Source organism: Variovorax sp. DXTD-1, assembly GCF_003984625.1.
In the GTDB taxonomy this organism is placed as follows: domain Bacteria; phylum Pseudomonadota; class Gammaproteobacteria; order Burkholderiales; family Burkholderiaceae_C; genus Variovorax.
This window is the reverse complement of sequence record NZ_RWKH01000014.1, coordinates 1-20949: the sequence shown is the minus strand read 5'-3', so window position 1 is coordinate 20949 and position 20949 is coordinate 1. Positions and strand designations below refer to the sequence as shown.

Annotated in this window: 13 protein-coding genes and 1 riboswitch; of the genes, 8 read left to right on the top strand and 5 right to left on the bottom strand. The window is 65.3% G+C overall.

Annotated features, from left to right (window positions below):
* Positions 1–67: 67 nt before the first annotated feature.
* The 4 genes from uvrA to EJI00_RS14500 all read left to right on the top strand — a co-directional run bounded on the left by uvrA (position 68) and on the right by EJI00_RS14500 (position 9206).
* On the top strand, positions 68–5917 hold the full coding sequence (uvrA, locus tag EJI00_RS14515) for an excinuclease ABC subunit UvrA (RefSeq protein WP_126748218.1): 5850 nt from the start codon (positions 68–70) through the stop codon (positions 5915–5917).
* A 122-nt stretch (positions 5918–6039) separates the two neighbouring features.
* Positions 6040–7089 carry an ornithine cyclodeaminase gene (locus EJI00_RS14510; RefSeq protein ID WP_126748217.1) on the top strand — a complete coding sequence of 350 codons (1050 nt, stop codon included), beginning with the start codon at positions 6040–6042 and terminating at the stop codon, positions 7087–7089.
* 7 nt (positions 7090–7096) lie between these two features.
* Complete coding sequence (locus tag EJI00_RS14505; protein ID WP_126748216.1) at positions 7097–8143, top strand: histone deacetylase family protein; 1047 nt, start codon at positions 7097–7099, stop codon at positions 8141–8143.
* 97 nt (positions 8144–8240) lie between these two features.
* Positions 8241–9206, top strand: a complete 966-nt coding sequence (locus EJI00_RS14500; RefSeq protein ID WP_126748215.1) for a Bug family tripartite tricarboxylate transporter substrate binding protein — start codon at positions 8241–8243, stop codon at positions 9204–9206.
* A gap of 20 nt (positions 9207–9226) precedes the next feature.
* Here EJI00_RS14500 and EJI00_RS14495 read toward each other — a convergent pair whose 3' ends face one another.
* The 5 genes from EJI00_RS14495 to phaP form a co-directional block, all read right to left on the bottom strand.
* Complete coding sequence (locus tag EJI00_RS14495; RefSeq protein WP_126748214.1) at positions 9227–10063, bottom strand: HAD-IIB family hydrolase; 837 nt, start codon at positions 10061–10063, stop codon at positions 9227–9229.
* Positions 10064–10070: 7 nt separating this feature from the next.
* Positions 10071–11705 (bottom strand): peptide chain release factor 3, encoded by a 1635-nt coding sequence (locus tag EJI00_RS14490; protein ID WP_126748213.1) that lies wholly within the window; start codon positions 11703–11705, stop codon positions 10071–10073.
* 100 nt (positions 11706–11805) lie between these two features.
* Positions 11806–13986: a hypothetical protein gene (locus tag EJI00_RS14485; protein WP_126748212.1), complete on the bottom strand. Its 2181-nt coding sequence runs from the start codon at positions 13984–13986 to the stop codon at positions 11806–11808.
* A gap of 83 nt (positions 13987–14069) precedes the next feature.
* Positions 14070–16058 (bottom strand): serine protease, encoded by a 1989-nt coding sequence (locus EJI00_RS14480; RefSeq protein ID WP_126748211.1) that lies wholly within the window; start codon positions 16056–16058, stop codon positions 14070–14072.
* Between the two features lie 228 nt (positions 16059–16286).
* A complete protein-coding gene (gene phaP, locus EJI00_RS14475; protein ID WP_126748210.1) occupies positions 16287–16799 on the bottom strand; it encodes a TIGR01841 family phasin in 513 nt (170 codons plus the stop codon).
* 237 nt (positions 16800–17036) lie between these two features.
* Positions 17037–17105, top strand: a riboswitch (S-adenosyl-L-homocysteine riboswitch).
* Between the two features lie 67 nt (positions 17106–17172).
* Here phaP and ahcY point away from each other — a divergent pair.
* From ahcY to EJI00_RS14455, 4 genes are all read left to right on the top strand, one after another.
* A complete protein-coding gene (gene ahcY / locus EJI00_RS14470) occupies positions 17173–18612 on the top strand; it encodes an adenosylhomocysteinase (protein ID WP_126748209.1) in 1440 nt (479 codons plus the stop codon).
* The gene (locus tag EJI00_RS14465; protein ID WP_126748208.1) at positions 18613–19401 is read left to right on the top strand and encodes a TlyA family RNA methyltransferase; all 789 of its coding nucleotides are present in this window, start codon (positions 18613–18615) and stop codon (positions 19399–19401) included.
* Between the two features lie 10 nt (positions 19402–19411).
* Entirely contained in the window at positions 19412–20236 is an 825-nt protein-coding gene (gene metF, locus EJI00_RS14460) for a methylenetetrahydrofolate reductase [NAD(P)H] (protein WP_126748207.1), read from the top strand.
* An 86-nt stretch (positions 20237–20322) separates the two neighbouring features.
* Positions 20323–20919 (top strand): septal ring lytic transglycosylase RlpA family protein, encoded by a 597-nt coding sequence (locus EJI00_RS14455; protein WP_126748206.1) that lies wholly within the window; start codon positions 20323–20325, stop codon positions 20917–20919.
* The last annotated feature ends 30 nt before the right edge of the window (positions 20920–20949 follow it).

Sequence of the window (20949 nt, the reverse complement as noted above, 5' to 3'; positions counted from 1 at the left end):
TGTGGCGGAGTGCACGAATTCGTCACCAGCCACTCCCTAGAATGTTTGCCCCACCCCCAAGGCACTCATGACACAGGGCTCCATCCGGATTCGCGGCGCGCGCCAGCACAACCTCCAGAACCTCGACCTCGACATCCGCACAGGCGAGATGACCGTGGTCACCGGGCCCAGCGGCTCGGGCAAGTCGAGCCTCGTGTTCGACACCCTCTATGCCGAAGGCCAGCGGCGCTATGTGGAGACCTTCTCCGCCTATGCGCGCCAGTTCCTGGACCGCATGGACAAGCCGGCGGTCGACAAGGTGGAGGGCGTGCCGCCCGCCATCGCCATCGACCAGACCAACCCGGTGCGCTCCTCGCGCTCCACGGTCGGCACCATGACCGAGCTCAACGACCACCTGAAGCTGCTCTACGCGCGCGCGGCCCAGCTGTTCGACCGCGAAACCGCGTTGCCTGTGCGCCACGATTCGCCGGACAGCATCTATGCGCAGATTGCCGAACGGGCGGCTGCGGCGGGCGATCCGCGTCTGGTGGTCACCTTTCCGGTCGAGTTGCCCGCGGGCACCACGGCAGACGAAGTCACGCAGTGGCTGTCGGCCAGCGGCTTCACGCGCGTGCAGGCGGAGCGCGAAGTGGCCACGCCCACGGGGCCGCGCAAGATGCTCGATGTGGTGGCCGACCGCTTCCGCATTTCGAGCGCCGAACGTTCGCGCGTGGTCGAAGCCATCGAAGTGGCGCTCAAGCGCGGCAGCGGGCGTGTCACCGTGCATGCCACGGGCGCGGATGAGAGCGCGCCGACGGACGTATGGAAGTTCTCCACCGGCCTTCACTGCCCCGAAAGCGACATTCGCTACACCGACCCGATCCCGTCGATGTTCTCGTTCAACTCGGCCGTGGGCGCCTGCGACACCTGCCGCGGCTTCGGCCGGGTGATCGGCGTCGATCTGGGCCTGGTGATTCCGAACGACAAGCTCACGCTGCGCGCCGGCGCGATCAAGACCATTCAGACGCCCGCCTGGAAAGAAGCGCAGGACGACCTCATGCGCCACGCCGAGGCGGCCGGCATTCCGCGCGACACGCCCTGGAACAAGCTCACCGACGAGCAGAAGCACTGGGTGATCGAGGGCACGCCCAACTACAAGGAAGGCAACTGGAACAAGCAGTGGTACGGCGTGCGCCGCTTCTTCGGCTACCTGGAGAGCAAGGCCTACAAGATGCACATTCGCGTGCTCTTGTCGAAATACCGCAGCTACACGCCGTGCCCGGTCTGCAGCGGCGCCCGGCTCAAGCTCGACAGCCTGCTGTGGCGCATCGGCAGCAAGGAAGACGCCGACGCGGTGCTCGATCCCGCCAAGCGATTCATGCCGACCGGCGCCAAGTGGACGCGTGCGCAGCTCGAAGCGCTGCCGGGGTTGTGCCTGCATGACCTGATGCTGCTGCCGATCGAGCGGTTGCGCAAGTTTTTCGACCGCATGGGTTTGGCTCCCTCCCCCGCTGGGGGAGGGCTGGGGTGGGGGCACGCGGCCTCTGCAAAAGCTGTGGCGGTGGTGGAGGCCGGGAGCCCCCATCCCCACCTTCCCCCAGCGGGGGAAGGTGCAAGGCAGGGCGAAGCCCAGGCCCTCAAGCTCCTCTTCGAAGAAATCACCACACGCCTGCGCTACCTGCACGACGTGGGCATCGGCTACCTCACGCTCGACCGCCAGAGCCGCACGCTCTCGGGCGGCGAGGTGCAGCGCATCAACCTCACCACCGCGCTCGGCACCTCGCTGGTCAACACGCTGTTCGTGCTCGACGAGCCCAGCATCGGCCTGCATCCGCGCGACATGAACCGCATCACCGAGGCCATGCTGCGCCTGCGCGATGCCGGCAACACGCTGGTGGTGGTCGAGCATGACCCGGCCGTGATGCTGGCGGCCGACCGCGTGATCGACATGGGCCCCGGCCCCGGCATCCGCGGCGGGCAGATCGTGTTCGACGGCACCACCGACCAGCTGCGCGATGCCGACACGCTCACCGGCCAGTACCTGGGCGGGCGCAAGAAAATCGGCATGGGCTTCAAGCGGCTCGTGAGCGAGAACACGCACCGCCTCATCCTCGAAGGTGCGCGCGAGCACAACCTGCAGAACGTGGCGGTCGAGTTTCCGCTCGCGCGCCTGGTGTGCGTGACCGGCGTCAGCGGCTCGGGCAAGTCGACGCTGATCCAGGACGTGCTGGCACCCGCGCTCATGCGGCACTTTGGCAAAGCCACCGAAACGCCCGGCGCGCACGACCGCCTGCTGGGCGCCGATCACCTGGGCGACGTGGTCTTTGTCGACCAGTCGCCCATCGGCAAGACGGCACGCTCCAACCCGGCGAGCTACGTGGGCGCTTGGGACGCGATTCGCGAGATCTTCGCCACCGCGGCGCTCTCGCGCCAGCGCGGCTACACCGCGAGCAAGTTCAGCTTCAACTCGGGCGACGGGCGCTGCCCGACCTGCGGGGGCTCGGGCTTCGAGCACGTCGAGATGCAGTTCCTGTCGGACGTGTACCTGCGCTGCCCCGATTGCGACGGCAAGCGCTACCGGCCTGAAATCCTCGAAGTGAAGGTCGAGCGCAGGGGCAAGAGCTACAACGTGGCCGACGTGCTCGAGCTCACCGTGGCCGAAGCGGCCGCCGTGTTCGAGGCCGACCGCGACGTGCTGCGCGTGCTGCAGCCTATTTCCGACGTAGGGCTCGACTACGTCAAGCTCGGCCAGCCCGTGCCCACGCTGAGCGGCGGCGAGGCGCAGCGCCTGAAGCTCGCGGGCTTTTTGGCGGAAGCGGCAAAGAACGGCACGGCCAGCAAGCAGTCGGTCGCGCGCAAGGGCACGCTGTTTCTCTTTGACGAGCCGACCACCGGACTGCACTTCGACGACATTGCGCGCCTGATGCGCGCGCTGCGCAAGCTGCTGGACGCGGGGCATTCGCTGATCGTGATCGAGCACAACCTCGACGTGATCCGCGCGAGCGACTGGTGCATCGACCTTGGCCCCGAAGGCGGCGAGGGCGGCGGCCGAGTGGTGGCTGAGGGCACGCCGGAGCAGCTGCGTGAGAACCGCGCTTCGCTCACTGGCGCGGCGCTGGCCGACTATGAACTGGCCGTCGGTCCCGAGGCCTACAAGGTGGCCGAGCGTGCAGCGCGGCGCTACGTCGCCAATGCCAAGACGGCACCCGGCAGCAACGCGATCGAGATCGTCAACGCGCGCGAGCACAACCTGAAGAACCTCAGCGTCAATATTCCGCGCGGCAAGTTCAGCGTGGTGACGGGCGTCAGCGGCTCGGGCAAGTCGACACTGGCCTTCGACATTCTGTTCAACGAGGGGCAGCGGCGGTATCTCGAATCGCTCAACGCCTATGCACGCAGCATCGTGCAGCCCGCGGGCCGGCCTGAAGTGGATGCGGTGTACGGCATTCCGCCCACGGTGGCCATCGAGCAGCGCCTGTCGCGCGGCGGCCGCAAGAGCACGGTGGGCACCACCACCGAGGTGTGGCACTTTTTGCGCCTGCTGTACGTCAAGCTGGGCATCCAGCATTGCACGCACGACGGCGCGGCGGTGCAGCCGCAAACGCCGGACAGCATTGCGGCGCAGCTGATGCGCAACTTCAAGGGCCAGCACATCGGCCTGCTGGCGCCGCTGGTGAGCAACCGAAAGGGCGTGTACACCGAGCTCGCCGACTGGGCCCGTCCGCGCGGCTTTACGCACCTGCGTGTGGACGGAGAGTTTCTTCCGACCACGGGCTTTCCGCGCATCGACCGCTTCAAGGAGCACAGCATCGAATTGCCGGTGGCCAGCCTCGACGTGCTGCCGTCGAAGGAAACCGAACTGCGCGAGGCGCTGACCAAGGCGCTCGAGCACGGCAAGGGCGTGGTGCACGTGCTGAGCGAGCTCGACGGCCTGAAGGCCGCGATGATGGCGGGCGTATCGGCGCACGGCATCGGCCGCGTGAACGTGTTCTCCACGCTGCGCGCCTGCCCGATCTGCAGCACCAGCTATGCCGAGCTCGACCCGCGCCTGTTCAGCTACAACAGCAAGCACGGCTGGTGCCCCGACTGCGTAGGCACCGGCGTCAAGCTCAGCAAGGACCAGCGCAAGGTCTTCGACGACTCGATTCGCGACGACGACAACAAGGGCCGTGAGCAGACCTTTGCGGAGCCCGAGGTGGAAGACCTGGCCGACGTGGCGTGCCCCACCTGCGAAGGCACCCGGCTCAATGCCACGGCGCGCGCGGTGAGCTTCGGCGCATCGCTGGCGGACGGCATGGGCGGCATCGGCATTACCGAACTCGCGCGCATGAGCGTGACCGAGGTGCGGCAGTGGTTCGAAGGGCTCGCATTGACAGGCCGCGAAGCCGAGATTGCGCGCGACCTGGTGCCCGAGATCAAGAGCCGGCTCGAATTTCTCGAAGAGGTGGGCCTGGGCTACCTCACGCTCGACCGCGGCGCCCCCACGCTGAGCGGCGGCGAAGCGCAGCGCATTCGGCTCGCGGCGCAGCTCGGCAGCAACCTGCAGGGCGTGTGCTACGTGCTCGACGAGCCGACCATCGGCCTGCATGCGCGCGACAACCAGATCTTGCTCGACGCGCTGCACAAGCTCGGCGACAAGGGCAACACGCTGGTGGTGGTGGAGCACGACGAAGACACCATCCGCCGTGCCGACCACATCATCGACATCGGCCCCAGCGCCGGCAAACGGGGCGGCCGCCTCGTGGCGGAAGGCTCGGTGGCCGACATCCAATCGGCGGGCGATTCGCAAACCGGCCGCTACCTGCGCGACGCCATCAAGCACCCGCTGCAGGCGCGCCGATTGATTCCCTCGCCGGACCCGAAGGCGGAGGACAGCGGCAACTGGCTCACCGTGCACGGCGCCGACCTGCACAACCTGCAGGACGTGACCGCCACGTTGCCGCTGCACCGCCTGGTGGTGGTCACCGGCGTGAGCGGCTCGGGCAAGTCGACGCTTGCGCGCGACGTGCTGCTGGCCAGCGTGCAGGCGGTCGTGATCCAGCGCATGACCAAGGCCGGGCGCGACGCCGATGCCGCGGGCAAGCGCCCGGCGTGGTCCGGCTGCGATCGCGTCGAGGGCTACGAAACCATCGACCGCGTGCTGGAGGTCGACCAGACCCCCATCGGCAAGACGCCACGCAGCTGCCCGGCCACCTACATCGGCTTCTGGGACACCATCCGCAAGCTGTTTGCCGACACGCTCGAGGCCAAGGCGCGCGGCTACGGCCCGGCGCGCTTCAGCTTCAACACGGGCGAAGGCCGCTGCCCCGGCTGCGAGGGCGCGGGTGTGCGCACCATCGAGATGAGCTTCCTGCCCGACGTGAAGGTGCCTTGCGAGGTGTGCCACGGCGCGCGCTTCAACCCCGAGACGCTGGCCGTGAGCTGGCGCGGCAAGAGCATTGGCGACGTGCTGCAGATGGAAGTGGACGAGGCGGTAGAGTTCTTCGCCGCCATGCCCAACATCAGCCATCCGCTGCAACTGCTGAAAGACGTCGGCCTGGGCTACCTCACGCTGGGGCAGCCTTCGCCGACGCTCTCGGGCGGCGAGGCGCAGCGCATCAAGCTGGTGACCGAGCTCAGCAAGGTGCGCGACGACATCACGCGCCGCGGGCAGAAGGCGCCACACACGCTCTACGTGCTCGACGAACCGACAGTTGGCCTGCACATGGCCGACGTCGAGAAGCTGATCCACGTGCTGCACCGGCTGGTGAACGGTGGCCACAGCGTGGTGGTGATCGAGCACGATCTCGACCTGATCGCCGAGGCCGACTGGATCATCGACCTGGGCCCGGAAGGCGGCAATGCCGGCGGGCGCATCGTGGCCGCGGCGCCGCCGGAAGAGGTGGTGCGGCTGGGTACCCACACGGGCGTGGCCTTGGCGCCAGTGCTGGCACGTTGACGCAAGCAGGCGCACAATGGCCTCGACCCCTGGCGCAGGCGCATCCTGAATCAGCCATGGTGGAGTGAGTGAATCGTGTGACGGGATGACGCGCCGTGCCGGGCTACGCAAGGAGCCATGTCATGACCCGCTTCATCGATGTTCACAGCCTGGTTCGCCTGGTGGACGAAACCGGCGTCCCGCAATTTCTCAAGGCGCTGGCCGACGCGCTGCGCGACGATTTCTTGCGCTGGCGCGAGTTCGACAAGAAAGCGCGCGTGGCCAGCCATTCGCATCTCGGCGTGATCGAGCTGATGCCCGTGGCCGACGACGGCGCCTACGCCTTCAAATACGTCAACGGGCATCCGCACAACACGTCGGTCGGGCTGCCCACGGTCATGGCTTTCGGGGTGCTGGCCGAGGTAGACACCGGCTACCCGGTGCTGTTGTCCGAACTCACGCTCACCACCGCGCTGCGCACCGCCGCCACTTCGGCCATGGCGGCGCAGGCCTTGGCGCCGACTGGCTCGCGCAGCATGGCGCTGATCGGCAACGGCTCGCAAAGCGAGTTCCAGGCGCTGGCTTTTCATGCGCTGCTGGGCATCGAGGAAGTGCGCGTGTTCGACATCGACCCCCAGGCAACCGACAAGCTGGTGCGCCACTTGTCCGCCTGCACACCGCTGGACGTGGTGCGCGCGCGCTCCGTGGCGGACGCCGTGCGCGGCGCGGACATCGTCACCACCGTCACCGCATTTCAAGGGCAGGCCACCGTCCTCACGCCCGACATGATCGAGCCCGGCATGCACATCAACGCCGTGGGCGGCGATTCGCCCGGCAAGACCGAGCTGCACCCCGACGTGCTGCGCCTCGCGCGCGTGTTCGTCGAGTACGAGGCGCAGACCCGCGTCGAGGGCGAGATCCAGCAGTTGCCGGCCGACTTTCCGGTGCACGAACTCTGGAAGGTGCTTGTCGGCGACGTGCCGGGCCGCGAAACCGCCGACCAGGTCACGGTGTTCGATTCGGTCGGCTTCGCGCTCGAGGACTACACCGCGCTGCGCTACATCCACCAGCTGGCCATCGAGCGGGGTGTGGGCCAGCAGATTGCGCTGGTGCCCGAGCTGGACGACCCGAAGGATCTGTTCGGCCTGACCGCGTCGGGCCGGCGCCGCGCGGTGCTGCGGCGTGCGGCATGATCGAGGCATGCTTACCATCTACAACGACCAGCACGCGCTTCACCAGGGCAAAGTCGAGATGTTCCGCGGCGAGCTGGTGCCGTGCTTCGAGGTGCCCGACCGCGTCGACCACGTAAAGCATGAACTGGATCGCCGGGGCCTGGGCCCGCTGCAGGCGCCCGATGATTTCGACGAAGCCCTGCTGGCCAAGGTGCATGCGCCGCGCTACCTGGACTTCATTGCGCATGCCTGGGAGGAGTGGGTGGCGCTCGACGCGGCCAATGCCTCGCGCGATGCGCTGCCTTCGTACTGGCCCACGCGCGGCATGCGGACCGATGTGCTGCCCCAGAGCTTTCCGGCCCGCCTGGGCCTGTTCTCGTTCGACGCTGGCACGCCGCTCACGGCCGGCAGCTGGGCCGCGGCGCGGCATGGCGCCGCCTGCGCATGGACCGCAGCGCAGCGCGTCATCGGCGGGCGGCGCTCCGCCTTTGCGCTCACGCGGCCGCCGGGCCACCATGCGGGCGCCGATTTCTTCGGTGGCTACTGCTTCGTCAACAATGCCGCCGTCGCCGCGGAGGCGCTGCGCGACGCCGATGTGGAGCGCGTTGCGGTGCTCGACGTGGACTACCACCATGGCAACGGCACGCAGGCCATCTTCTATGAGCGGAGCGATGTTCACTTTGCAAGCCTGCACGGCGACCCGCTCACCGACTACCCGTATTACCTGGGCCATGCCGACGAGCGCGGCGCGGGCGAAGGGGAGGGCTTCAACCACAACCTGCCGCTCGCGCGCGGCACCGATTTTTCCATCTGGCGCGCGGCACTCAGGTCGGCGCTCGACGGCATCGCGAGAGTGAAGGCGGGTGCCCTCGTGGTGTCGCTCGGCGTCGACACCTTCGAGGGTGACCCGATCTCCGGGTTCCAGCTGAAAAGCGAGGACTACCTGCGCATGGGCGAAGACCTGGCTGGCGCGGGGTTGCCCACGGTGTTCGTGTTCGAAGGCGGCTACGCGGTCGCGGAAGTGGGCATCAACACCGCGAACGTGCTCGAAGGATTCGGCCAGGCGGCCGGCTGAGGAACCTCGGCGACAGCAGTCGGGTGAGCCCCGATTGCGGGCGGCGGCGGGGCAAGGCCCAATGCGCGGTTCATTTCAGTTTCAGGAGTCCTCCGCCATGTCCCGCCGTTCCCTTCTCTGTGCCGCCACGCTTGCCGCGTGCGGTCTTGCTTTTCCGCTGGCGGCGCTTGCCCAGGCCTTTCCCAGCAAGCCGATCAAGCTGGTCATCGCCTTCCCGGCGGGCGGCCCGACCGACATCACCATGCGCCAGCTGGCCGACAACGCGAGCAAGATCCTCGGCCAACCCGTCATCGTCGACAACAAGCCCGGCGCCGGCGGCACGCTGCCCGCGCAGGCGCTGCAAACCTCGCAGCCCGACGGCTACACGGTCGCGCAGATTCCGCTTGGCGTGTTCCGCCTTGGCTACACCACGAAGATCAACTGGGATCCGCTCAAGGACATCAGCTACGTCATCAACGTGACGGGTTACGCCTTCGGCATCGTGGTGCCGGCCAGCAGCCCCTTCAAGACCTGGGCCGACTTCGTCGCCTACGCCAAGGCCAACCCCGGCAAGCTCACCTACGGCTCCACCGGCAACCTGACCAGTCCGCACCTCACAACCGAAATCATTGCGCAGAAGGCCGGCATCGAACTGCAGCACGTGCCCTACAAGGGCAGCGCCGACCTGATGCTCGCGGTGGTCAGCGGCCAGCTCATGGCCGCCGCCGACAGCACCGGCTTTGCGCCGCAAGTCGAGGCCGGCAAGCTGCGCGTGCTGAACACCTGGGGCGAGAAGCGCCTGGCCAAGTTCCCCGATGCGCCGACGCTGAAGGAACTGGGCTACGACCTGGTGCAGAACTCGCCGTTCGGCATCGGCGCCCCCAAGGGCACGCCGCCCGAGGTGGTGAAGAAGCTGCACGACGCGTTCAAGCAGGCCATGGAAGAGCCGAGCTACGTGGCCTCGCTCGGCCGCTACGACATGCTGCCGAACTACATGAGCTCGGAAACCTATACCAAGTTTGCGCAGGAGACCGTGGTGAAGGAGAAGGCTGTCATCGAGAAGCTGGGCCTGGCGAAGAACTGAGGACGGGCGGCCCGCTGCCGTCAGCCGGCGGTGCGGCTGGCCAGTACGTCTCGCGCCGCTTCGCTGAAACCCGCCCCGCGCTCGCTTTCGGTCATGTAGCGGGGCAGATGCTCCAGCTGCGGCACGAAGCGCGCCACGTTCGCCACGCCGATGCTGCTTGCAAAGATGCGGAACATCAGCTGGTCATTGGTCGAATCGCCCACATAGGCCCAGCGGTCGAGCTCGTCGTCGAGCGTGCGGCCCCAGAGCTCGCGCACGATCCAGCGTGCGCCTTCGAGCTTGTCGTTGTCGCCGTACCAGCCGTTGATGTGGATGCTGCTCACGGTGGCGTGCATGCCTTCGCTTCGCATCAGCGCCACCACCTGTGCGATGGTTTCGTCGCTCAACTGCGTGAACTCACTGTGGTCGATGGCGATGTCGGTCTCGCGGCCTGGCGAATCGGTAGCGCGTCGGGCGCCTGGAATCTCGCGCTCGATACGGGCCAGCACGGTCTGCATGCGGTCGAAATTGGCAGCGCGGGTTACCGCGTCCTGCTGGTAGCGCTTCTGCAGCTTGTCTTCCTGCGGGGGCAGCAAGGCGACCGCGCCGTTCTCCGCGACGATGGAATCGACCGGCCATGCCGAAACGAAAGGCACGCTCCAGCCGACCGGACGGCCGGTGATCGCCACGACATGGAGGCCGGCCGCCTTCAGGTCGGCCAGTGCCTTCAGTGCATCGGGCGTGATGGCGCCTTCGGTGGTGAGCGTGTCGTCGATGTCGGTGAACACGCCGATCAGGTTGCCGCGCGCCGCCACCGGCCATTGCGCCAGTGGCAGCAGGTGGGTGGAGGAGGGCGGCGGGGAGGACGGCTGGCGCATGCCCGGCTCAGCCCGCGCTCTGCAGCGCCAGCCCCGCGTGCTCGCGCAGCGGATGGAAGTGAATCTTCGGAAAGCGCTCCTGCGCCAGCCGCACGTCGTAGGGCGAAGTGCACAGGAAGGCCAGCGTATCGGCCGCGTCCTTTGCCATCCGCTGCGGATAGGCGTTGACGAACTCGCGCAGTTCGGCCGGCGAGTCGGCCGTGATCCAGCGTGCGCCGGTGTACTGGCAACCCTCTAGCCGCACGTCGGCGTCGTACTCGGCCTTCAGCCGGTGCTGCACCACTTCGAACTGCAGTTGGCCAACCGCGCCGAGCAGCATCGGGCCGCCGATCTCGGGGCGGAACACCTGGATGGCACCTTCCTCCCCGAGCTGGGCGAGGCCCTGCTGCAATTGCTTGGTGCGCAGAGGGTTCTTCAGGATCACGGTCATGAAGAGTTCGGGCGCGAAGAAGGGCAAGCCGGTGAACTGCAGGCTCGCACCGTCGGTGATGGTGTCGCCCAACTGCACGCCGCCGTGGGTGGTAAAGCCCACGATGTCGCCCGCATAGGCTTCTTCGACCGCCTCGCGGCGCTGGCTCATGAAGGTGACGACGCTGGTGGGGCGCAGCTCCTTGGCGGTGCGCTGCACCTTGAGCTTCATGCCCGGCGTGTACTTGCCGGAGGCCATGCGCACGAAGGCGATGCGGTCGCGGTGGTTGGCGTCCATGTTGGCCTGCACCTTGAAGACCACGCCCGCGAAGTCCTTGTCTTCGGGCTGGATCTCCTTCACCACCGGCTGGCGGTTGACCATGGTGGTGCTGGTGCGCGACTGCGGCGGCGGTGCCAAGTCGACAAGCGCGTCGAGCACTTCCATCACGCCGAAGTTGTTCACGCCGGAGCCGAAGAACACGGGCGTCTGCTTGCCGGCGAGGAACGCCTCGCGGTCCCAGGTGGGCGAGGCGCCGGTGGCCAGCTCCATGCTGTCCATGGCGGATTCGAAATCGGCGCCGAAGCGCTGGGTGAGCGTGTCGCGCTCCGAGAGCGCAATGGTCTCGAAGTCGTGCGGCAGCCGCTCGCTGCCCGACTCGAACACCGTCATCGCCTGCGTGCGCAGGTTCATGATCCCGCGGAAGCTCTTGCCCTGGCCCACCGGCCAGGTCATCGGCACGCAGGGCATGCCGAGCTCGCGTTCCACCTCATCGAGGATGTCGAGCGGCTCGCGCACTTCCCGGTCCATCTTGTTGACGAAGGTGATGATGGGCGTGTCGCGCTGGCGGCAAACCTCGATCAGCCGGCGCGTCTGCGCTTCCACGCCGTTGGCCGCGTCGATCACCATCAGGGCCGAGTCGACCGCGGTGAGCACGCGGTAGGTGTCTTCCGAGAAGTCCTTGTGGCCGGGCGTGTCGAGCAGGTTGATCACGTGGTCGCGGTACAGCATCTGCATGACCGACGAGGCCACCGAGATGCCGCGCTGCTTTTCGATTTCCATCCAGTCGGACGTGGCATGGCGCGAGGCCTTGCGCGCCTTGACCGAGCCGGCGATCTGGATCGCGCCGGAGAAAAGCAGCAGCTTCTCGGTCAGCGTGGTCTTGCCGGCGTCAGGGTGGGAAATGATCGCAAAGGTGCGACGGCGGCGGGTTTCGGCAACAAAAGGTGATGACACGGGGGCTCCAAGAACCCGCGATTTTCGCAGACTGGGATTCTGGAGGTTCCTCCGTGGACTCAAACATCGCTACCAATTCTTGCATTCTGGAATGGTTGAGTCAGTTGGCGAGGCCAATATGCAAATGATTGATAGCTGGGCCCATCGGCATCATGAGAGCCATAGCCCCGTTCTGAAGTACCAAAAACCTGGCGCCGCCGACATCCGTCCCCACTCGTACTTGAGAGCTGGTCGGGTCGGACTGAAGTGTTGATGCCACGGTGGTTAATGCCCCATTTGGCTGAACGTATTGGGTTGTGTAGCTGCTCGCGTCAGTGAGGGCGGTACCAAAGGTGGACGCTGTGGAGACGCTGTGCATGGCCAGTGTGGGCCAGGAGGCATCAACGCTTCCGGGAGCCGGCTGGCGAAATCCTGTTAGCAGTAGCCAAGCGGGCTGCGGGGCGTTCGGCTCCGTTGAGATATTGAGGAATTCTTTCGCCTCCAGTAGAATCTTCCGGCTTCCGATCTTCGCAACGCGAACAGCGAATGTTGGCGCTCCGTTACTCGACATGAGCAGCCATATGCCTGGGGATGCACCCGAGGCGATCGAATAGTCATAGGAAATCGGGGAAGCGGCCGGTGCCTGGCAGGGCGATGTGCCAGCGGAGCACTGAGTTGCGATGGTCCCTGAGTCATTAACACGCAACTGCCAGTAAGCCCCCATATACCCGCTATTGTTGGAGCTTCCTGATGCAATCAGCACGTCATAGAGGCCAGCCAGTTCGCTTTTATTGGTCACGAAGGATCGAGCGGCGATGAATGGCTGCGCTGCATAGGCTACAGGTGCCGACTTGAAAATAGCGAACGGAAATGCACCGACGACGGCATCGGTCGTTACCCTGAAACGTGCGGTGTTCGAGAACGTGGTGATGCGCTCGTTCGAAAAGATGTAGGTTCCGGGATCGTTCGGATCCTCGGTGAACGGCCCGGTCGCAGTGTCACCGCCGGGCGCCGTCATCGCGTATCGTCGGGTATCGAAATCGACGTCCAGCAACTGCTCGGTGCCATTCGTTGCGAACACGGTGTAGCGTCCGCTGCGCACATCCAACGCTTCCTTGAACAGGTTGACCTGGATATATCCCTGCGTATCGGGATTTCGTGATCCCACGATAACGGAGAGCACGCCGTTCTGCATGGCGAAATATTTCTTCGGTCCCGCGGCGTTCAGGCTTCGAATGCCCTGAGGCCCGCTTATGGATGTGAATGGGAGAATGACGTCGCTGGTGCCACCTTCCGGCGTAATTGCTCTTCGCACAGAAGTTGCAGTGTCGAAGACATTGGATCCCCAACTGCCTTCCGTCGAAGCTCCGATGTACCTGATCTTTGGCCAATTCGGAGTATTGCGCAGCCCGACACGAAAGACGCGGACATCGGTCGCCGAGTCGGTATAACCACCCGACAACCAGACGTTCTCCCCGTCGATGCGCGCCATTCGAAACTGAAGTAGATCGGCAGGTGTTGTGCCGGTTGCCGTCCACACGGAATCGGGCGATGCTGTGACGGTGTAGGTCCGCTTCGAGGCGGTAGGGCAGGCATCGATCGCATAGATGATGTTGTTAAAGCACATCTCCAGCACAGTGCCGTGCCCCGAAATTCGCATGGCAAGGATCTGCGAGTCCGAAAAGCCATTGCTGTTGTGACTGATGCCAAATCGGTTGTAAGAACCATCGAGCTCAGCCGGATTCGTAACGAAAGCGCGTGCCCCGATGAATGGCACTACCTCATAGCTGGCCGGATTCGACCAAGGCTTTTCGAATGGGAAGGCGCCAACGATTGCATCGGCAGTGATGCGAAAGCGTGCCGTGTTGACGACGCTCGTGATGCGCGTGTTCGCGAAGATGTAAGTCCCCGGTTCCGTCGCATCCTCGCTGAACGTACCGGAGGTGCCGTGCCCCAAATTGTCCGCTACCGTGTAGCTCTTGGTATCAAAGTTAAGTTCGAGGCGTTTCCGCGAACCGTTGGCGGCATAGACATGGAACTGACCGTTTCGTGCGAACGCGAAGGGGCTTCTTGCGAGCGGGCGATTGGCCGGGAAAAGCTCATCGGCCTTGCCGTCTGCGCGCGCGGCTGTCGCTGCAAGTGCGCTCCCATCGGTAGATCCCGACCCGCCGGGAACTGCGGCCTTTGCCGAAAGACCCGCCACCCCGAAGCCGCTCGGTGCGTTTTCGGTCCCCCCGCCGCAGCCTGCAAGCATGAGGCTGCAAAGCAGCAGGGCGCAAAAGCCGGTTAATTTTCTTCGCATAGAGGCCGATGTTCTCTGTTTTCTTGCTACTCCACGCATTCCACCATTGCGCGGGCCAACACGGTGCCAGGCTCCGCGTCAGCTCATGGGCTGCCCCAGGCGAAATATCGGGGCCCTTCGTAGGCGTATTCGGGAAGGTTCTGCCGGATGCTGTCGCGCTCACTTGCATTCATCGTGTAGAAGTGAGTTTGATTGCGCGCATGGTAGAAGCGAAACATCGGCTGCGCTCCGTTGCCTTCGGAGGTGCTGGCGAACCAGGTCACGTGGTCGTAGTGGTACCACGGCAGCGTGGCGACGATGTTGGCGCGCTCCTGCTCATCGATGGTGTAGAAGTGCGTGCCATTACGCGTGTTGTAGAACCGGTGCACCGGCGTGGTCCCGGGGGCCTGAGCACCGAATGCGAAAAAGGCGGGGCCTTCGTAGTTGTATTCCGGCAGCTTCGTAATTACGAGATCACGCTCTGGCACGTTGGCGGTATAGAAGTGCGCACCGGTCCGGGTGTTGTAGAAGCGATAAACGGTTGTACGCACGGTCGTCGAAGGGGCGTCGAGCCACTGCCGCAGCACGGCTTGGAAGGGGATGTCGAAACGTCCGTAGAAGTCGTAGCTGAGGGGCCGGCTGCAGGATGCCGAGCCTCCTTGCAGTTGCCCGACAAGATAGTCCTTGCCGTTCAGCCTGCGAAAGAGGCCGGACCCGCTGCTGCCGCTTTCTGTGACGCCCCGGTACCACCTCACTGCCAGGTGCTTTGCGGCACTGCTCGATGAAAGCCTGCAGCTGTCGGTATCGCAGGCCGCCGTCCCGACGTATGTGCCCTCGCTGATTTTTTGCAGGTCACCCTCAGGGTGGTGGACGCCATAGACGTCGTTCGAGAGGCCGTTGAAGAGGTCGGGTCCGAATGGGCTGGATCCTGCGAACAGCGCTCCCGCTGGAGGCTGGGAGTTCAGTCGCATGAAAGACGTGTCGGTATCGGCTTGTGCGTACAGCAGCGTGGCGCCGGAGGTCATGGCCGCCAGTGCGGGGCTGACCTGCGTGCTGTTGCAACTCGCGGATTTGTAGAACCACAAGGTGTAGAGCGTCGACGCGACCGTCTGGCTGGAGATGCAGTGGTTGGCGCTCAAGAAATACGGCGTCCCCGTCGACATGCGGTCGTTGAGCAATGTGCCGGTACACACGTAATTGCTTCCATCCTTGACGAAGTCCATCAATGCGACGGACTTGCTGAGCGCATCGTATTGAGACTCGCAACTCACGTCCCGATTACAGCTGCCCGCTTCGCCGATCTTGTCGAACGATTCCCGATTGGTAATGTCGATATTCACGTGCGACAGCATAGGAAGCGCGATCTTGACCGATTCCGGCGCGGCGTTCGGCGGGATTTCGAGCTCGACCGTGAGGGCCTCGCCGCCCATGTTGGGTGACCAGTAAATTCGTGCGTTTTCACTCGAATCGCCCGCATCGAGATTGCGTTGAATGACCGTGGCGATCTCGTGCGCTGACACCTCATACATCTTTTCGCCCGCATCACTATAGAAACGGACCAGGGTGCCCAGCGGAAGGTGTTCAACGCGCAGGCCGAGACGAACGCCCTTGGCCTTCGGAGAAACAATGCGCCACGCGGCCAGGTTCCCGCCACGGTCGGAGGGAGTCCAACTGGTCATGGCAGCCACTGCTTCGGCGCTGGCGCTCTGCGCGATCTGACGGGCAACACCGATCTTGGCCGGAACACCAAACATCGCTGGCGCGGCCTTCAGCGGGAAAGTGCTCTCCGGGGGCAACGCGGGCAGTACCACCTGCTGTGGCACCGGACCCCGATGGAGCACGCGGTCCTTGAACGGGCTGACGTCGACGGACGCGCTCTCCGGGGTCTGAATCCTGGGCTCGATGAGGACGGGGGGGGCGTTGGAGGGGGTCTGCGTTGGTTGCTCGGCCTTGGGCGCTGTTTCGGAGCTGCTCGATTTCGACGGCAGCTGAACAGCACTGGTGCCGGCGCCACTGCCGCTCGATCCACCGCACGCCGTCAGTAGCGCTGACAAAAAGACCGTGCTCCATCCCAATGCAAGACTCGTGCGCATTCCTTACCCCCTGATTTGTTGCTATTCGACACGTCATTTTGAATGAATGTTGGCGTATGCCCGAAAATGCGGCAGGGTGTTGTATGCGAAAACTCACACGCGCATGGAAATTGCGGGCTCGGGTGGATTTCATGCAACAGCAGTCCGGCCGCGGCGGAGCGCTGTGATGTGTCTTGCGGGAGGCGGCTGTGCGCGCGGCGACTTCGCCCGGCCCCATCGCTGCTTGCCTTACTTCCGCTGCAGCATCTTGCTCACTTCGTCCACATTGGCCTGGATGCGCTGGCGCACCAGTTCGAACGCATCGGCCTGCGACTTGGCGGCCAGGTTGGCCAGCTCCTTGATGTCGTCGATGGCGCGCTGGAACGACTGGCGGCCGAGTTCGTCGAGCTTGGCGAAGTTGGCCTTCGGGTCCTTGCCGGGCATTTCCTTGGCGGCCGTCTGCCATTCGGTGATGGCGCTCTTGATCATCTCGGTCTGCCGCTGCACCACGGTCTGCAGGCCCTGGTAGGACTTTTCGTTGGCCTGCATCAGCGCTTGCAGATCCTTCTGGCCGCTTTCGAGCAGCTTGCTTGCCCCGCCGGTCAGGTTGAGCCCCTGCAGGCGATCGGTCATGGCCTTGAGATTCTTCAGCGGATTCAGCATGTCGGCGGCATCGGGGGCGGATGCCCTGGTGCTCCCGTTGCTGTTGTCGCTGCTGCTGGCCGTGGTCTTCTTCGCGGCGGCTTTCTTGGCTGTGGCCATGGTGCGGTATCTCCTGTGTCGGGTGAACGGGTGAATGGCAAGGACCGGCCGGACGGCGAAGTCCCTCGGCACGATACGCCGGGCCGGCCTCGCGGGCGATGGGTCCGGCAACAAATTTGCCTGCGGGATTTCCCTTGGTCTTGCCTGGTAACCCAAAAGAGGCGTGCACGCCCTAGCATTCCGGCATGTGGGATGCCCGGGCGATTGGCTCGCCTCCCCACCCCGTTTACAATCCCCGGTTCCGAGGAGCGTTGCAGCGCCGTCAGGCGTGAGGCTCGGACTACATCGCAACCACGCTCACCCGCTGTTCTCGCGGTGAGTCTTTTTCCCCGAACGCAGTGGCACCTTTCAAACTAGCTTTGTTGGAGTTCTCATGAGCGCTGTTCTCAAGCCCACCCCCGTTTCCTCCGCCGACCAGGCGATTGCCGATCTGTCGCTGGCCGCCTGGGGTCGCAAGGAAATCCGCATCGCGGAAACCGAGATGCCCGGCCTGATGGCCATCCGCGAGGAGTTCTCGAAGGCGCAGCCGCTCAAGGGCGCGCGCATCACGGGCTCGCTGCACATGACGATCCAGACCGCCGTGCTGATCGAGACGCTGCAAGCGCTCGGCGCCACCGTGCGCTGGGCTTCGTGCAACATCTTCTCGACGCAGGACCACGCCGCCGCGGCCATTGCAGCCGCCGGCACGCCGGTGTTCGCGATCAAGGGCGAGTCGCTGACGGACTACTGGGACTACACGCATGCCATCTTCGACTTCGGACCCAAGGGTTCGAAGGGCGAAGGCCCCAACATGATCCTGGACGACGGCGGCGACGCCACGCTGCTGATGCACCTGGGCCAGCGCGCCGAAAAGGACCTGGGCGTGCTCGCCAACCCGACCAGCGAGGAAGAACGCATCCTCTACGCGGCCATCAAGGCCAAGCTGGCTGTCGATTCGACCTGGTACACCCGCAAGTCGGCCGAGATCATCGGCGTGACCGAGGAAACGACGACCGGCGTGCACCGCCTGAACGAGATGAGCGCCAAGGGCACGCTGCTGTTCCGCGCCATCAACGTGAACGACTCGGTCACCAAGAGCAAGTTCGACAACCTGTACGGCTGCCGCGAATCGCTGGTGGACGGCATCAAGCGCGCCACCGATGTGATGATCGCCGGCAAGGTGGCGTGTGTAGCCGGCTACGGTGACGTGGGCAAGGGCTCGGCCCAGGCGCTGCGCGCACTGAGCGCCCAGGTGTGGGTGACCGAGATCGACCCCATCAACGCACTGCAGGCTGCGATGGAAGGCTACAAGGTCGTCACCATGGAATATGCCGCCGACAAGGCCGACATCTTCGTGACCACCACGGGCAACAAGGACGTGATCCGCCATGAGCACATGGTTGCCATGAAGGACCAGGCGATCGTCTGCAACATCGGCCACTTCGACAACGAGATCGACGTGGCGTCGATCGAGAAGTACGAGTGGGAAGAGATCAAGCCGCAGGTCGACCACATCACCTTCGCGGACGGCAAGAAGATCATCCTGCTGGCCAAGGGCCGCCTCGTGAACCTGGGCTGCGGCACGGGCCACCCGAGCTTCGTGATGTCGTCGTCGTTCGCCAACCAGACCATCGCGCAGATCGAGCTCTTCACCAAGCCCGATGCCTACCAGGCCGGCAAGGTCTACGTGCTGCCCAAGCACCTCGACGAGAAGGTTGCGCGCCTGCACCTGAAGAAGGTCGGCGCGATGCTCACCGAACTGACGGACGAACAGGCCGCCTACATCGGCGTGAACAAGGCGGGTCCGTACAAGGCGGACACGTACCGGTACTGAATGCGCGCTGATCAATTGCTGGTGGAACGCGGCTTTGCCGCGTCGCGCTCGCAGGCCGTGCGGCTGATTGCCGGCGGCATGCGCTGGCGCGATGCTGGCACGGGCGACGCGTGGCGCTCCGTCGTGAAGAACCGCGACGAAGTGCCCGAATCGGCCGAAGTCGAACTCGACGACGCGGCCGAGGCCCGCTACGTGTCCCGCGGCGGCCTCAAGCTCGAAGGTGCGCTGGCCGCAAGCGGCCTGGACCCATCGGGCAAGCTGTGCCTCGACGTCGGCCAATCGACCGGCGGCTTCACCGATTGCCTGCTGCAGCGCGGCGCTGCGAAGGTGGTGGGCGTCGACGTGGGCCACGGGCAGTTGCATGCGCGGTTGCGCGAGGACGAGCGCGTGGTCGCCATCGAAGGCGTCAATGCGCGAGCCTTGTCGCCGGACGACCTTCAAGAAGAAGGCGAAGAGCCTTCCGAACTGCGTTTCGACCTCATCGTCGGCGACCTGTCGTTCATCTCGCAAACGCTGGTGCTGCCGGCCGTGGTGCCGTTCCTGGCCGACGACGGGCACCTGCTGGTGCTGGTCAAGCCGCAGTTCGAACTGCAGCCGGGGCAGGTCGGCAAGGGCGGCATCGTGCGCGACGAGTCGATGTATGCGGTGGTCGAAAAGCGCCTGCGCGATGCCTGCGAAGCGCTCGAGCTTCGCGTGCTGCAGTGGTTCGACAGCCCCATTGCCGGCGGCGACGGCAACCGCGAGTTTTTCATTCACGCCGTGCGCGTTGCTCGCGCGAACGGCTCTTAAGGAGACGCAGGTGCGCCTTCCTCTGAGTTTCGAATTCTTTCCGACCAAGACGCCCGAAGGCGCGGTCAAGCTGCGCGCCGTGCGCCAGCAGCTGTATGCGTGCAAGCCCGAGTTCTGCTCGGTCACCTATGGCGCGGGCGGCTCCACGCACCAGGGCACGTTCGGTGCGGTGCAGGAGATCCTGTCAGAGGGCGTGGACGCCGCAAGCCACTTCTCGTGCATTGGCGCCACGCGCGCCACGGTGCGCGAACAGCTGGCCGAGCTCAAGGCCATGGGCGTGAAGCGCCTCGTCGCACTGCGCGGCGACCTGCCGAGCGGCTACGGCATCGGCGGCGAATTCTTGTACGCGAGCGATCTCGTGGCCTTCATTCGCGAAGAAACCGGATGCGACTTCCACATCGAGGTGGCCTGCTACCCCGAGGTGCATCCGCAGGCGCGTTCGCCCGAGGCCGACCTGCAGGCCTTCGCCGCCAAGGTGAAGGCTGGCGCCGATTCGGCGATCACGCAGTATTTCTTCAGCCCCGAGGCGTACTTCCGCTTTGTCGACGACGCCCGCAAGCTGGGGCTCAACATACCGATCGTCCCGGGCATCATGCCGATCATCAGCTCGACGCAGCTCATGCGCTTCTCCGACGCCTGCGGCGCCGAGATTCCGCGCTGGATTCGCCTGCGGCTGCAGGGCTTCGGCGACGACACGGCATCCATCAAGGCCTTTGGCCTCGACGTGGTGGCCGACCTCTGCGCCCGCCTGCGCGATGGCGGCGCGCAGGCGCTGCACTTCTACACGATGAACCAGTCGGCGCCGACACTGGCTGTGCTGGAGCGTCTCGATTGAGGGGGCGCGCGGAAGCAGCAAGCTCGCTGCGCGGGGCCTTGCGAGTGGCCCTTGTCGCAGCAACCTGCGCGCTGGCCGGCTGTGCCATGCCCCCGGCCACCGAAGGCGCGGCGGCTGACCCGAAAGACGCAGAGCTTTCGCCATTGCCGCGCCAGTTGGCTGTACCCGCAGGCGCGCCGGCGCGCTCGAACGTGCCTTCGGTCCGTTACGACCTCGCGGCGCCCGGGCCCGGCGAGTCGGGGCCCGACGACGGCGTGCCCGGCGACGGTGGTCCCCGCGAGATCTATGAACGCGGCGGGGCTTCCTGGTACGGCATTCCGTTTCACCAGCGCAAGACTGCGAGCGGCGAACGCTTCGACATGATGGCCATGACGGCGGCCCACAAGACCTTGCCGTTCAACACCCGCGTCTGCGTGCGCAGCCTGGTCACCGGCAGCGAAGTGCTGGTGCGCATTACCGACCGCGGTCCCTATGCGCAGGGCCGCATCATCGACCTGAGCCGTGCCGCGGCCGAGCGCATCGGCATGATCGGTCTCGGCATCAAGCAGGTGGCACTGACGATCATCGATCGCGACGGCATGCGCTGCGGTGGTGCCGACGTGGAGGCGGCCGAGCCAGCGCTGGCGTCCGCACCAGGGGCCCCGCGCCGCAAGGTGAATGTGCCGGCGCGCCGCCGGCGCTGAATACCGGATAAAGAAGAAAGCGAAGGGCGC